6 protein-coding genes are annotated in these 14,932 nt (G+C 72.9%); 3 read left to right on the top strand and 3 right to left on the bottom strand.

Annotated elements, in window-relative coordinates; genetic code table 11:
- The first annotated feature begins 17 nt into the window (after positions 1-17).
- From OG982_RS11780 to OG982_RS11790, 3 genes are all read left to right on the top strand, one after another.
- Positions 18-4,781, top strand: coding sequence for an SDR family NAD(P)-dependent oxidoreductase (locus tag OG982_RS11780; protein ID WP_266948502.1), 4,764 nt, complete (start codon positions 18-20; stop codon positions 4,779-4,781).
- Between the two features lie 34 nt (positions 4,782-4,815).
- The gene (locus OG982_RS11785) at positions 4,816-10,482 is read left to right on the top strand and encodes a type I polyketide synthase (RefSeq protein ID WP_266948504.1); all 5,667 of its coding nucleotides are present in this window, start codon (positions 4,816-4,818) and stop codon (positions 10,480-10,482) included.
- A gap of 105 nt (positions 10,483-10,587) precedes the next feature.
- Positions 10,588-10,944: a nuclear transport factor 2 family protein gene (locus OG982_RS11790; protein WP_266787606.1), complete on the top strand. Its 357-nt coding sequence runs from the start codon at positions 10,588-10,590 to the stop codon at positions 10,942-10,944.
- Between the two features lie 79 nt (positions 10,945-11,023).
- Here the strand turns inward: OG982_RS11790 and OG982_RS11795 are convergent, their stop codons facing one another.
- The 3 genes from OG982_RS11795 to OG982_RS11805 form a co-directional block, all read right to left on the bottom strand.
- Positions 11,024-11,944: a hypothetical protein gene (locus OG982_RS11795; protein ID WP_266792012.1), complete on the bottom strand. Its 921-nt coding sequence runs from the start codon at positions 11,942-11,944 to the stop codon at positions 11,024-11,026.
- 143 nt (positions 11,945-12,087) lie between these two features.
- Positions 12,088-13,227 (bottom strand): cytochrome P450, encoded by a 1,140-nt coding sequence (locus OG982_RS11800; RefSeq protein WP_266787604.1) that lies wholly within the window; start codon positions 13,225-13,227, stop codon positions 12,088-12,090.
- Positions 13,228-13,325: 98 nt separating this feature from the next.
- Positions 13,326-14,792, bottom strand: coding sequence for an NAD(P)/FAD-dependent oxidoreductase (locus OG982_RS11805; RefSeq protein ID WP_266787602.1), 1,467 nt, complete (start codon positions 14,790-14,792; stop codon positions 13,326-13,328).
- Positions 14,793-14,932: the final 140 nt, after the last annotated feature.

Genomic DNA, 14,932 nt, shown 5'->3' on the forward strand with positions numbered 1-14,932 from the left:
TGGAAAGCTGAGGGCAAATGAGCACTGACGAAAAACAACTCCGCCAGTACCTCAAGCGTGCTGTCGCCGATGCCCAGGCCAGCCGCAGGCGGCTGCGCGAGATGGAGGAGAAGGACCGGGAGCCCATCGCGATCGTCGGGATGGCGTGCCGGTACCCCGGCGGCGTCGACTCGCCGGAACGCCTGTGGCAGGTGGTCGCCGACGGCGTGGACGCCGTGACCCCGTTCCCCGAGCAGCGCGGCTGGCCCCTGGACCGGCTCTACCACCCCGATCCCGACAGCCTCGGCAAGTCCTACACCGACCAGGGCGGATTCCTCCACGACGCGGACAAGTTCGACCCGGAGTTCTTCGGCATGTCGCCGCGGGAGGCGCTGGCCACCGACCCGCAGCAGCGCCTGCTGCTGGAGACGGCGTGGGAGAGCTTCGAACGGGCCGGAATCGCCGCCGACTCGGTCCGCGGCAGCCGGACGGGCGTGTTCATCGGGTCGATGTACCACGACTACGGGTCGCGCCCGCACCTGCCGCCCGAGGAGTTCGAGGGCTACCTCTACAGCGGGAGCGCCGGCAGCGTCGCGTCGGGCAGGCTGTCGTACGTGTTCGGCCTGGAGGGCCCGGCCGTCACCGTCGACACGGCGTGCTCCTCCTCCCTGGTCGCCCTGCACCTCGCGGCGGCCGCGCTGCGTCGCGGGGAGTGCGACCTGGCCCTGGCCGGCGGCGTGACGGTGATGTCCACGCCGCAGGCGTTCGTCGAGTTCTCCCGGCTGCGCGGCCTGTCCGCCGACGGCAGGTGCAAGTCCTTCGCGGCCTCCGCCGACGGCACGGGCTGGGCCGAAGGCGCCGGACTCGTACTGGTGGAGCGGCTCTCCGACGCCCGGAACAACGGCCACGAGGTCCTCGCCGTGATCACCGGATCGGCGATCAACCAGGACGGCGCCAGCAACGGCCTGAGCGCGCCCAACGGTCCCGCCCAGGAGCGGGTGATCCGCCAGGCGCTCGCGAGCGCCGGACTCACCACCGCCGACGTCGACATGGTCGAGGCACACGGCACCGGAACGCCGCTCGGCGACCCGATCGAGGCCAACGCGCTGCTCGCCACCTACGGCCGCGACCGGCCGGCGGATCAGCCGCTGCGGCTCGGATCGCTCAAGTCCAACATCGGGCACACGCAGGCCGCCGCCGGCGTCGGCGGCGTGATCAAGATGGTCCAGGCCATCCACCACGGCGTCATGCCCAAGACCCTGCACGCCGAGGACTCGACGCCGCACGTCGACTGGAGCACCGGCGCGCTGAGCCTGCTCACCGAGGCGCGGGACTGGCCGGTGTCGGACAGGCCGCGCCGCGCCGCCGTCTCCGCGTTCGGGTTCAGCGGCACCAACGCGCACGTCATCGTCGAACAGGCCCCGCAGCACGTCCCGGAGGAGGAGCAGGCCTCCGCGCCCGCGGCGGCCCCGGCGCCCGCCGCCGTGACGCCGCCGGTCCTGCCGTACGTCCTGTCGGCCCGCTCCCCCCAGGCGCTGCGCGCCCAGGCCGAGCGCATCGGCTCGCTCCTCGCCGAACGGCCCGACGTCGACCTGCTCGGCCTGTCCCACTCGCTGGCCACCACCCGTTCCGCGCTGCGTCACCGCGCGGTGGCGCTCGCGTCCGGCCGGGCCGAGCTGCTGGAGGGCCTCGCCGCACTGGCGGACGACAGCGCCGGCACGATCGTCGGTACCAAGGACGAGGGCAAGCTCGCCTTCATGTTCACCGGCGGAGGCGCGCAGCGCATCGGCATGGCGCGCGAACTGGCCCAGACCTTCCCGGTGTTCGCCGAGGCCTTCGACGAGGTCTGCGCGGCCCTCGACGAGCACCTGCCCCGACCGCTGCGCTCGGTGATCGAGTCCGGCGACGAGCTGGACCAGATCGACTACACCCTCGCCGCCCTCTTCGCGGTCGGCGTGGCGCTGTTCCGCCTCTACGAGACGTGGGGGGTGCACCCCGACTACCTGGTGGGCCACTCGACGGGCGAGCTGATAGCCGCCCACCTCGCGGGCGTGCTGTCGCTGCCCGACGCGGCGGTCCTGGTGACCGCCCGCGGACGCCTGATGCGCTCCCTGCCGGAGGGCGGCGCGATGATCGCCGTCGAGGCGACCGAGGAGGAGGTGCGCGAGACCCTCGACCCGGAGGGGCGGGCGGTCATCGGCACCATCAACGGCCCGCGCGCGGTGGTCCTTTCGGGCGACGAGGACGCCGTCCACGCCGTCGCGGCGATCTGGCGGGAACGCGGCCGCAACACCAAGGTCCTGCCGATCCTGCGGGCCTCGCACTCGCACCGGATGGACCCGATCCTCGACGAGTTCCGCGACATCGCCAAGGAACTCAGCTTCCACCGGGCGCGGATCGGCATCGTCTCCACGGTCACCGGCCAGGTGGAGAACGGGGACGCCTGGACCACGGCCGACTACTGGGTGGACCAGATCCGCAACCCGGTGCGCTTCGTCGACGCGGTGCGCACCCTGGAGGCGGAGGGCGTCACCACGCTGCTGGAGCTGGGCCCCGACGGGGTCCTCTCGGCGATGGCCGCCGCCAGCGTCGACCACGCGGTCGCGGTTCCCGCCATGCGCAAGAAGCAGCCCGAGTCGCAGACGGTGGTCAACGCGCTCGGCGTGCTGTACGCCCGGGGCGTGCCGGTCGACTGGCCGGCGTTCTTCTCCGGGACCGGCGCGGGCCGGATCGACCTGCCGACCTACCCCTTCCAGCGCGAGCGCTACTGGCTGGAGCCGTCGGCGGAACTCGCGACCGCGGCGGGCGCGGAGGACGGCGAGCCGGGTCCCCTCGGCGCGCTCCACCGCGTCGGCTGGATCCCGGACGTGGTCCGGCCGTCCGCCCGGGCGGCGACCTGGGCGAGGCTCGGGCGCTCCCGCGGCGAGGACGGCGAGGTCCCGTCGTACGAGAACCTGGCGGCCTTCGGCGCCGCGCTCGACTCCGGGATCCGGGTCCAGGCCCTCCTCGTACCGCTGGAGAGCGGCCGGGGCGACGACGGGGCGCCGGCCGCGGTCCCCGGGTCCGCCGACGCCGCGCACCGGCTCGCCCGGCGCGCGATGACCCTCGTCCAGCAATGGCTGGCCGACGACCGGTTCGCCGGGACCCGCCTGGTCCTGGTCACCAGGGGCGCCGTCGCCACGGCGGACACCGAGGCACCCGACCCGGCCGCCGCGGCGGTGTGGGGTCTGGTCCGGTCCGCGCAGTCGGAGGCACCCGACCGGATCACGCTCGTGGACACCGACATCGACACCGACACCGAAGGCGGCACCGAGCCGGTTCCGCCGGCCCTGCTCGCCTCCCTGCTCTCCGCCGACGAACCGCAGGCCGCCGTCCGGGCCGGCCAGGTCCGCGTCCCGCGGCTGAGCCGGATCCGCTCCTCCGAGGTGCGCACGGGCGGGGGCGGCCCGGTGTGGGATCCGGACGGCACCGTCCTGATCACCGGCGGCACCGGCGTCCTCGGCTCCACCTTCGCCCGCCACCTCGTCACCGAGCACGGCGTCCGACACCTCCTGCTGGCGAGCCGCTCGGGCGCGGGGGCCGCGGGAGCTGCCGGTCTGCGGACCGAACTGACCGGGCTCGGCGCCACGGTCGACATCGTCGCCTGCGACGTCTCGGACCGGGAAGCCCTCACCGTGCTGCTCGCGGGGGTCCCCACCAACCGGCCGCTGAGCGCGATCGTCCACGCGGCGGGCATCGTGGACAACGGCCTGCTGACGTCCATGACACCGGAGCGGCTGGACTCCGTCCTGCGCCCCAAGGCCGACGCCGCGTGGCACCTGCACGACCTGACGCGCGAAGCGGACCTGTCGGCCTTCGTCCTGTTCTCCTCGGCCGTCGCCCTGTTCGGCGGACCCGGGCAGGCGAACCACGCCGCCGCCGGCGCGTACCTCGACGCCCTCGCCGAGCACCGCCGGGCCCAGGGGCTGCCCGCGACCTCGCTGGCGTGGGGGATGTGGGACGTCGACGGCGGCATCAACGCGGGCGTCGGCGACGTCGACCGCGCCCGCCTCGCCAGGGACGGCTTCACCCCGATCGCCGCGGCGCGGGGGACGGCGCTCTTCGACGCCGCGCTGCTGACGGCCCGGCCCGCGCCGGCCGTCACGCCGCTCGACCTGGACGTGCTGCGGGCGCTCGACCGGGTTCCCCCGCTGCTGCGGGCGCTGGTGCCGCCGCGCGGCCGCCCCTCGGCGGCCGCCGCCGAGGCACCGGTGGCGGACCGGCTCTCCCGGATGACGGGTGCCGAGCGCGAGGAGTTCGTCCTCGACCTCGTCCGCGGCACCGTGGCCGCCGTACTGGGCTTGGGCGACCCGGACGCGATCGATCCCGAACAGCCCTTCCGGGAGCTGGGCTTCGACTCGCTCACCGCGGTGGAGATGCGCAACCGGCTGAACACCAGCACCGGTTCCCGGCTGCCGGCCACGGCGGTGTTCGACCACCCCACTCCGTCGAAGCTCGCCGAGTTCCTGCTCTCGCGCCTCGCGGCGGACAGCGCGCCGGACCCCGCGGCGCGGCCGCGCCCGACCGCGCTCGCCGCGCTGGACGAGCTGGAGGACGTCCTCGCGGCCGGCGACGCCACCGGCATCGACGGTGACCGCGACGAGATCACCGTCCGGCTCCAGACGCTGCTGTCGCGGTGGCTGGAGACCGGCACGACGCCGGGGGACGGATCCGACGCGGACCCGGCCGACCCGCTCGAATCGGCGTCGACCGCCGAACTGCTCGACTTCATCGACAACGAGCTCGGCCGCGCCAAGCACTGACTCCCGCCCGACTTCTGGAACAGGTAAAGCCCTCATGGTGGAAGAGAAGAAGCTCGCGGACTATCTGAAGTGGGTCACCGCCGACCTGCGGAAAGCCAGAGCGCGCATCGCGGAACTGGAGTCCGGCCGGGCCGAACCGATCGCGATCGTCGGCATGGCCTGCCGCTACCCGGGCGGCGTGCGCTCGGCCGATGACCTGTGGAAGCTCGTCGCGGACGGCCGGGACGGCGTCACCGATTTCCCCGCGGACCGCGGCTGGGACGTCGACGCGCTCTACGACCCCGACCCGGACGTCCCGGGCACCACGTACACCCGGGAAGGCGGCTTCCTCCACGGAGCGACCGAGTTCGACGCCGCGTTCTTCGGCATCTCGCCGCGCGAGGCGCTCTCGATGGACCCCCAGCAGAGGGTGCTGCTGGAGACCGCCTGGGAGACCTTCGAACACGCGCGGATCGACCCGACCACCCTCAAGGGCTCCGACGTCGGTGTCTTCGTCGGCGCCGTGGAGCAGTCCTACCTGGGGCTGGCCGGGCCGGAGGAGTTCGAGGGGTACCTGCTGACGAGCAAGCTCGCCAGCGTCGTCTCCGGCCGCGTCTCCTACGCCTTCGGCTTCGAGGGCCCCTCCATGACCGTGGACACGGCGTGCTCGTCGTCCCTGGTCGCGATGCACCTGGCGGCGCAGTCGCTGCGCGCCGCCGAGTCGAGCCTCGCGCTCGTCGGCGGCGTCACGATCGCCGCGAGCCCCGGCGGGTTCGTGGACTTCTCCCGCCAGCGCGGCCTGGCCCCCGACGGCCGGTGCAAGTCGTTCGCCGCCGCCGCCGACGGCACCAGCTGGGCGGAGGGCGTCGGGCTGATCCTGCTCGAACGGCTCAGTGACGCCGTGAGCAACGGGCACCGGGTGCTGGCCGTGCTGCGCTCGTCGGCCGTCAACTCCGACGGCGCCTCCAACGGCCTCACCGCCCCCAGCGGCCCCTCGCAGGAACGGGTCATCCGCACCGCGCTCGCCGGCGCGCGCCTGGACGCCGCCGACGTGGACGTCGTGGAGGCGCACGGCACCGGCACCCGGCTCGGCGACCCCATCGAGGCGCAGGCGCTGCTGGCCACCTACGGCGCCGCGCACGCCCCCGAACGCCCCCTCTACCTGGGGTCGCTGAAGTCCAACATCGGACACTCGGTGGCGGCGGCCGGCGTGGGCGGCGTGATCAAGATGGTCCAGGCGATGCGGCACCGGCAGCTGCCGCGGACCCTGCACGTCGACGAGCCGACACCGCTGGTCGACTGGTCCGAGGGCGCGGTCGAGCTGCTCACCGAGCAGCGTCCGTGGCCGCGGACGGGCAGGCCCCGCCGTGCGGCGGTCTCCTCCTTCGGGGTCAGCGGCACCAACGCGCACGTGATCCTGGAGCAGGCTCCCGAGGAGGAGACGGGCGAGGCGGAGACGGGCGAGAGCCCGGCGGCGGCGCCCGGGCTCGTCCCGCTGCCGCTGTCCGCCAAGAGCCGGCCGGCCCTGGCCGCCCAGGCCCGCAACCTGATCGCGTACGTCGAGGACAACCCCGGTCTGTCCGCGGCCGACCTGGCCTACTCGACGGCCACCACCCGCGCGGCCCTGCCGCACCGGGCCGTGGTGGTCGGTCCCGACGCCGGGTCGCTGCTCGCGGCCCTGCGCCCGCTGGCCGCCGAAGGCGCCCGGACCGCGAGCGCCGTAGCGCCGGGCAAGGGCGGCCGGCTGGCCTTCCTCTTCACCGGCCAGGGCGCGCAGCGCGTCGCCATGGGCAAGCGGCTGTACGAGGAGTTCCCGGAGTTCGCCAAGGCCTTCGACGCGGTCTGCGCCCACCTCGACCCGCACCTGGAGCAGCCGCTGCACGAGGTGCTGGACGACGAGAGCCGTCTGACCCGGACCCGGTACGCCCAGCCGGCGCTGTTCGCGCTGGAGGTCGCCCTGTTCCGGCTCTTCGAGGCGTGGGGGATCAGCCCGGACTACCTCGCCGGCCACTCGATCGGCGAGCTGTCCGCCGCGCACGTGGCCGGAGTGCTGTCGCTGCCGGACGCGGCGGCCGTGGTCGCCGCGCGCGGCCGGCTCATGCAGGCGCTGCCGGAGGGCGGCGCGATGGCCGCGCTGCAGGCCACCGAGGACGAGATCACGCCACTGCTGCGCTCCGACGGCGCCGTGGCCATCGCCGCGCTCAACGGCCCGGTGTCGACCGTGGTCTCCGGCGACCGGGACGCGGTCGAGGAGATCAGCGAGACCGTACGGTCCTGGGGACGCCGCGCCAAGCGGCTGACCGTCAGCCACGCCTTCCACTCGCCGCTCATGGATCCGATGCTGGAGGAGTTCGGCCGGGTGCTGCGCACGGTCACCCTGAACGCGCCGGACATCCCCATCGTGTCGACGCTCACCGGCGAGCTCGCCACCGAGGAACAGCTGCGGTCGCCGCAGTACTGGGTGGACCAGGTCCGCCGGCCGGTCCGCTTCCTCGACGCGACCCGCACCCTGAGCGACCGGAACGTGAGCGTCACCCTGGAGCTGGGCCCGGCCGGAGTCCTCTCCGCCCTGGTCGCCGAGAGCGCGCCGATCACCCCCGTGGCCGCGGTGCGGAGCGGCCAGGACGAGGCACACGGCGCCGTCGCCGCGCTCGGCGGGCTCTGGTCCGCCGGGGTCCCCGTCGACTGGAGCGCCTTCTTCGCCGGGACCGGGGCGCGGCGGGTCGACCTGCCGACCTACCCGTTCCAGCGGGAGCGGTACTGGCTCAAGCCCGACGCGGTCTCCGCCGCGGCGACCACCGTGACGGGGCCGCGGGACTCGCTGCTCCGCGTCGACTGGGCCCCGGTCACCGCGACCGTACCGGCCGCGGCCACAGCGCCGGCGCCGGCGCCGGCGACGCTGCGCTTCGGCGGTACCGAGCTCCCCGACGAGCCGGAATTCGCCCCCGGCGCGGTCTTCGACGAGGTGGCGGACGCGCTGGCCGCGCTCGACTCGGACACGCCGTACGAGGCCCTGGTCGTCCCGATGGTCTTCCCCCCGGGCGCGGACGTGCCCGGGCGCGCCGAGGAGAGCACGCGGCGGGCGCTGACCCTGCTCCAGTCGTGGCTGGCGGACGACCGCACCGCCGAGGTCCCGCTGGTCGTGCTGACCCGTGGGGCCGTGTCCACCGACCACGACGGCACGGACGTCTCGGACCTCGTCGCCGCACCGCTGTGGGGGCTGCTGCGATCGGCCCAGTCGGAGGCGCCCGGCCGGGTCGTGCTCGTCGACGTGGACACGGACCCGGCATCCCTGGCGGCCCTGCCGTCGGTCCTGGGGTCGGTCCTGGGCGCCGGCCGGCCGCAGGCCGCCGTCCGCTCCGGCCAAGTGCTCGTACCCGGCGTGGCCAAGCTCCCCCCGGGCGGCGAACCGCGGACCGGCGCCCTGTGGCGCTCCGGCGGCACCGTGCTGATCACCGGCGGGACCGGGGCGCTCGGCGGGCTGTTCGCCCGTCACCTGGTCCGCACGCACGGAGTGTCCCGGCTGCTGCTGGTCAGCCGCCGGGGACCGGAGGCGGACGGCGCCGCCGAACTGGCCGCCGACCTCACCGCACTCGGCGCACAGGTACGCGTCGTCGCCTGTGACCCCGCCGACCGGGAGGCACTCGCCGCGCTGCTGGACGCCATCCCGGACGAGCACCCGCTCACCGGCGTCGTGCACGCCGCGGGCGTCCTGGACGACGGCATGATCCCGGACCTGACACCGGAGCGGATGTCGACCGTCCTGCGGCCGAAGGTGCGTGCCGCGTGGAACCTGCACGAGCTCACCCTCGACCGGGACCTGGACGCCTTCGTCCTGTTCTCGTCCGTCGCGGGCGTCATCGGCGGCACCGGCCAGGCCAACTACGCCGCCGCCAACACCTTCCTCGACGCGCTGGCCGCCCACCGCCGCGGACTCGGGCTGCCGGCGACCTCGCTGGCCTGGGGGCTGTGGGCGCACGAGCGCGGGATGAGCGGGCACCTGACCCGCGGCGAACTCGACCGGATCGCCCGCTCCGGGCTGCTCACCATCACCGAGGACAGCGGGCCGGAGCTGCTCGACCTGGCGCTGCGGACCGACCGGCCCGCGCTGGTCGTCACCCCCGTCGACCTGACCGCCCTGCGGTCCAACGCCCGGCGGGCGCCGCTCCTGCTGCGCCGGCTGGTCGAGAACGCCGACGCGGGCTCCGACGGGTCCCCGTCCGAGGACGAGCTGCTGCCCGAGCGGCTGGCGGGTCTGTCCCCGTCGGGCCGGCGGGACGTGGTCGCCGACTTCCTCCACCGCGAAGTGGCCCTGGTGCTGGGGCACTCGGCGCCGGGCGCGATCGAGGAACACCAGCGCTTCTCCGACTCCGGCTTCGACTCGCTCACCTCGGTGGAGCTGCGCAACCGGCTCGCGGAGGCGACCGGTCTGAAGCTGCCGCCCTCGCTGGTCTTCGAACACCCCACGCCCGAGAAGCTGGTGGAGCACCTCTGCACACTGCTGGCCGTCGCGACCGGGGAGGCCGCCGGCGCCGCCGACGTCGACTTCGCCGCCGAGGTCCACCTCGACGAGGACGTCCGGCCGGCCGGCGAGGTCAGCCGGGTGGCCACGGACCCCTCCGAGATCCTGCTCACCGGCGCCACCGGATTCCTCGGCGCGTTCCTGCTCCGCGACCTGATGCGCTCGACCACGGCCACCGTGCACTGCCTGGTGCGCGGTGAGGACCGGGCCGGTGCGACCCGCCGGCTGCACGAGAACCTGGCCTGGTACCAGGTCTGGGACGACATCGACCCGTCCCGGCTCTCCGTCGTCGTCGGCGACCTGACCGCGACCCGACTGGGCCTGACCGAGGAGGAGTTCGACGACCTCTCCCGCCGGGTCGACGTCGTCTACCACGCCGGAGCGACGGTCAGCTGGGTGCGGCCCTACACGGCGCTCGCGCCGGGCAACGTGGGCGGCACCCGGGAGGTCCTGCGGCTGGCCGCGGCGCACCGGACGGTTCCGGTGCACTACGTGTCGACGACCGGGGTGTTCCCCGCACCCGGCCCCGACGCCGCCGCGGCCACCGTGGGCGACCCGACCGGACCCGGACACCTGCTGCACAACGGGTACCTGCGGAGCAAGTGGGTGGCCGAGCAGGTCATCGAGATCGCCAGGGACCGGGGGCTGCCCGTCTCGGTCTACCGGGTGGACGTCGTCTGCGGCGACCGGGTCACCGGCGCCTGCCAGACCAAGGACTTCGTCTGGCTGAGCCTCAAGGGCCTGCTGGAGGCCGGGGCGGTACCGGAGAGCCTGGCCGGCGTCCTCCACATGGTCCCGGTGGACTACGTCAGCGCGGCGATCACGGCACTGGCGGCCCGTCAGGACACCGCGAGCCGGACCTTCCACCTCTACAACCGGCAGGACCAGACCTTCACCGAGTTCGTCGGACACCTCAGGTCCTTCGGCTACGACCTGCCGGAACTGGACTGGGACGCGTGGTCGGCCCGGGTGCGCGCGGACCGCAAGAACGCCGTCGTCCCGCTGCTGGACTCGTTCGAGGGGATGAACGCGGGGAGCGGCACGACCACCTACCCGCCGATCGACGTGTCGGACACGGAGGAAGCTCTGCGCGGCACCGGCATCGAATGCCCGCCGATCGACCGGGAACTGTTCGACAAATACGTGAGTTTCTTCGTCCGCGCCGGATATTTCCCGTCGCACCTGCCCAGTTCACTCTGATTTCCACTCCCACCGAGCCCACTCTCGCCCTGCGGTGAGAGTGGGCTCGCTGTTTGGCCGAAAACCCGTACGCCCGAGCCGGACCGAAAGGCCTAGTCTTTTACCATGGACAAGAACGCCGTCACCAAGCTCGTCGAAAAATACATCGCGATGTGGAACGAATCGGATTCCCGGGCCCGGCAGGCTTTGCTCGCCGACGTATTCACCCCGGACGCCACGTACACCGACCCGACCATCGCCGCGGACGGCGCCGCGGCCATCGACCAGTACCTTTCCGTGGCCCAGAAGAACTTCACCGGGATGCGCTTCAGCCACGGCACGGTGCTCACCCACCACGGCGCCGTCCACTTCTCGTGGCAGGTCGGCCCCGCGGGCGGCGCACCGGTGGCCAGCGGCTTCGACGTGGCCTGGTTCGAGGGCGGCCGGATCAGCCGGCTGCACGGCTTCTTCAACGGCTTCTGAGACAACGAGAACGCGGCCCGGTGTTCGAGGAACACCGGGCCGCGAGCGTGATGCGGGTCAGCAGGGGGACGCGGGACCGCTACGTGAGCTCCTTGACGGCGCCGACCGCTTCGGCGGCGTCGGGTGCGGTCTCCCCCGGAGGGGAGGCCGGAGCCCGCAGGGACCCGTAGGTCCCGAGCACGGCGGCCACCAGGATCAGACCGGCCAACCCCAGCGTCACACCGTCGGGGTGGACCAGCGGCTGGCCCCGCAGCGCCTGCCAGAACAGCAGGGCGAAGACGCAGGCGTACACCCCCGAGGCGAGCAGGACCAGGCGCAGCCGCACCCGGTCGTCCGCGAGGCGGGTGAAGCGCGGTGCGAGGGCGACCAGCACCATGACCAGCACCGGCAGCAGCTGTAGCGCGTGCATGCCGAAGAAGTGCGGGATCCGCAGATCGCCGCCCGCGGTCGACCAGCCGGTCAGCGCCATGGAGGGGCCGCCGTCCGGCACGCCGATGCTGTGCGCGCCGACCACCTTGGAGACGCCGCTCTGCTGCCCCGGCGCGGGCCGGTCCATCAGGAACCCGACGGCGGTCCCGGCCAGCGCCAGCACGATCCCGCAGCGCATCGCCCAGGTGGAGGCGCGGTCGGCGATGCGGGAGCGGAGCAGCAGCACGGCGAGGGCGAACGTGGCGAGCCACAGGAAGATGACCGCGCCGCCCATCACGTTGTACATCGCCGCGTCGAAGGGCGTCTCGTAGTTGAAGTGGCTGCGCTTCCCGCGCGCCGCCTGCCCCGTGATGATCACGATCTCGATGACGCACGCGACCGCGACGACCGTCCCCGCCCACCAGGCCACGCGGCGGCCGCGGGGCAGGAGCGACAGCATCCAGGACAGGGTGAGGCAGTACGCCGCGAAGGAGACCGTGAACTTGAACGGCTTGTACCAGAGGGGCGCGTCCAGCAGGACGCGGTCGTCGACGACGAGTCCCACCGCGCACAGGACCGCCATCGGCACCATCGCCGCGGCGCTCAGCACCAGCGGCCGGTGCCATGACCGCCACGACGCCGACGGCCACGCCGCCGCAACCGTTGAAGACGGGGTCGTTGGAGGGGTCGTTGAAGGGGGCGTTGAAGGGGTCGTTGAAGAAGACACGCCTCCCCCTACCTGCGGCCGGCGGAACCGGATATCCGTACCGGCAGCCGCCTGGGGCAGATGATCTGCATCGGGTCCTCGAACTCCACACCGGCCGCGTGGTCCACGGAGATGTCGTCGAAGCGGTCGAACAGCGCGTTGAGCGCGATCTTCGCCTCCAGCCGGGCCAGCGGAGCGCCGAGGCAGAAGTGGATGCCCTGCCCGAAGGCGATGTGTCCGCTGGTGTCGCGGTGGATGTCGAAGCGGTCCGGGTCCGGGAAACGCAGCGGGTCCCGGTTGGCCGCGCCGCTCCACAGGGTCACCAGCTCGCCCTTGCCGATCGCGTGCCCGCCGAGCTCGGTCTCGGTGGTGGTCACGCGCGCCATCCGGGAGAACGGCGGGTACAGCCGCATCAGCTCCTCAATGGCGTTGGGCAGCAGTTCGCGGTCGGCGCGCAGGGCCGCGTACGCCTCGGGGTGGCGGTCGAAGGTGATGACCGCGTTGCCGAGCAGCGCCATGGAGGCGGCGTGGCCGGCGAACAGGGTGAGGCCGATCAGGCCGATCAGGTCCCCGTCGCGCAGCGGCTTGTCGTCGATGGTGGCCCGGGCCAGCCCGCTGATCACGTTGTCGCCGGGGTTCTCCCGGCACCTGCGGACGTGTTCGAGGATGTACGCGTTCATCTCCCGGATGGCGGGGACGATGTCGGACTCCATCACCTCCGGCGGCACGGTCGCCGCGTCGAGCGCGCCCAGTGCGTCGCCCCACGCCCGGTACATCGGCACGTCCTCGGCCGGCAGGCCGAGCATCTCGGCGACCACGATGATCGGCAGCGGGTAGGCCACCTCGCCGATCAGGTCGAAGGTGTCCGATCCCGAGACCCCGTCGAGCAGGGAGTCGACGGTCCGGCCGATCCGGTCGGACAGGCCCGCCACCGCGCGCGGGGTGAAGGCGTGGCTGATCGCCCGGCGGAGCTTGCGGTGATGGGGCGCGTCGTTGGTGACCAGGTTGCCCGCGAGGAACAGGTCGAAATCGGGCTGCGGTTCGTTGTACAGCCGAACCGTGTCCGAGGAGAACGTGTTCGGGTCGGTGAGGACCCGGGTGATGTCGGCGTGGCGGAACAACTGCCACCCGTATTCATCGTCGTGGTGTACCGGATTCTTTTCGTGCATCTCACGGAACCAGGAAAAGAGCGAGTCCACTGGTTCGGTTACGGATTTAACTGTCGACGGCATGGCTACCCCTGATCCGACTGGCACTGGGTGGTTGTTTACAGGCCGACCATGGAGCGGTAGATCTTGGGATCGACGTTCGGCACCGCGAGGCCCCGGGTGTTCGGCGCGACCGACGGCGTCGGCGACAGCGTGGGCGAGCCGGCGACCCTGAGCCCCGCTTCGATGGCGCCGTCCATGTATCCGCTCCAGCCGAGGGCGACGTCGTCGCCGCAGAACTTGACCTTCCCGAAGGGCTGGCCGATCGCCCGGTGCAGCTTCGTCAGCTGGGAGGGCTGCCGGTACGCGGGCCCGCCGAGGGAGAATTCGTCCGCCTGCCAGTCGCACACGGTGTAGGCGCGCAGCTTCGCCGACGGCAGGATCCGCCGTACCGCGGTCTCGACCGCCGCCTGGTTCGCGACGTTCAAGGTGTTGTCGACCGTGAACGCCACGACGGGAGCGTTCTCGTTCATCCGGCCCAGGATGACGAAGGGGTGGTCCTCGGGCGCCTCGGCGATGAACCGGTCGGCGGGGGTGGCCAGGTCCAGCCAGAGCTTCTTCTGGCGCGGCACGCCGTACCCCTGGGCGGTGGCGTCCCGGTGCGCCTGCGGCAGCACCGGGTTGAAGGTGATCTTCTTCCAGACGTTGACCGGCACCGCCATGACGACCTCGGCGGCGGTGTAGGCCGCGCCCGCCCGGGTGACCACCTTCACCTGGCCGTTCTGCTGGGTGACGGAGGCGACCGGGGACTTGAGCTTGAGGTCCGGCTTGCCGTCCGCCAGGAGCGCGTTGGCCAGCGCGATGGTCCCCTGCTCCATGCGGTAGGTGTTGATCGCGGAGAAGCCCTCGTAGCTCCAGCCCGACAGCGCCCACCACTGGGCCAGTTCGAGCAGCGAGCCGCGCGAGGTCGGCGCACCGTACAGCCCGGTGGTGCTGGTCATCCGGATCTCGTCCTCGGGCGCGTAGGCCAGCTGGTTGAGCCGGTCGCGCAGGGACAGCCGGTCCAGCGGCCCCAGGAGGTCTTCCCGGGTGAACGGCTGGTAGGGCTTGGGGAAGTAGTCCCGCGAGCCCTCGAAGAAGGGCGTGAACAGCTCGCCCTGGCGCGTGTAGGCCGTGACCGGGTCGAATTCGGCGAACCCGCTCGTGGTCGGCATGAGGACGCGCTCGGGCCCCGCGTCGGCCACGATCTTCAGTTTGTAGCGCGATATCTCACGCCAGACGTGCGGCTGCTTCGGGTCGACCCAGGCACCGCCGCGCTCGATCTGGTAGTCGTTGAACGTGTCGGTCCACGTGCGCCCGCCGATGCGGTCGCGCGCCTCCAGCACGAGTACGCGCTGGCCCTTCGCCCGCAGTTCGCGGGCAGCGGTGAGACCGGAGAGCCCGGCCCCGACGACGATGGTGTCGTAGTTCTGCCGGCCGGTGAGGTCCCCGCCCTCGGCGGCCTCGGCGAGCCCGGGAAATCCCGCGCCGAGCGCCGTTCCGGCGATGGCCAGGCCACCCGCCTTGAGCGCCGCCCTCCTGGACACCGTACGGCGAGGCGCGGCTCTGGTCGCTTTTCCGTTTCCGTTTCCGTTTCCGTCGAACACGAAATTCCCCCGTTGACCATGGAAGCGTTGGAGTGGTTTACAGGACTTCGGGCAAAGCCGGGAAACCCGGGCGCGGAATT

It is taken from the genome of Streptomyces sp. NBC_01551, assembly GCF_026339935.1.
GTDB lineage: Bacteria > Actinomycetota > Actinomycetes > Streptomycetales > Streptomycetaceae > Streptomyces.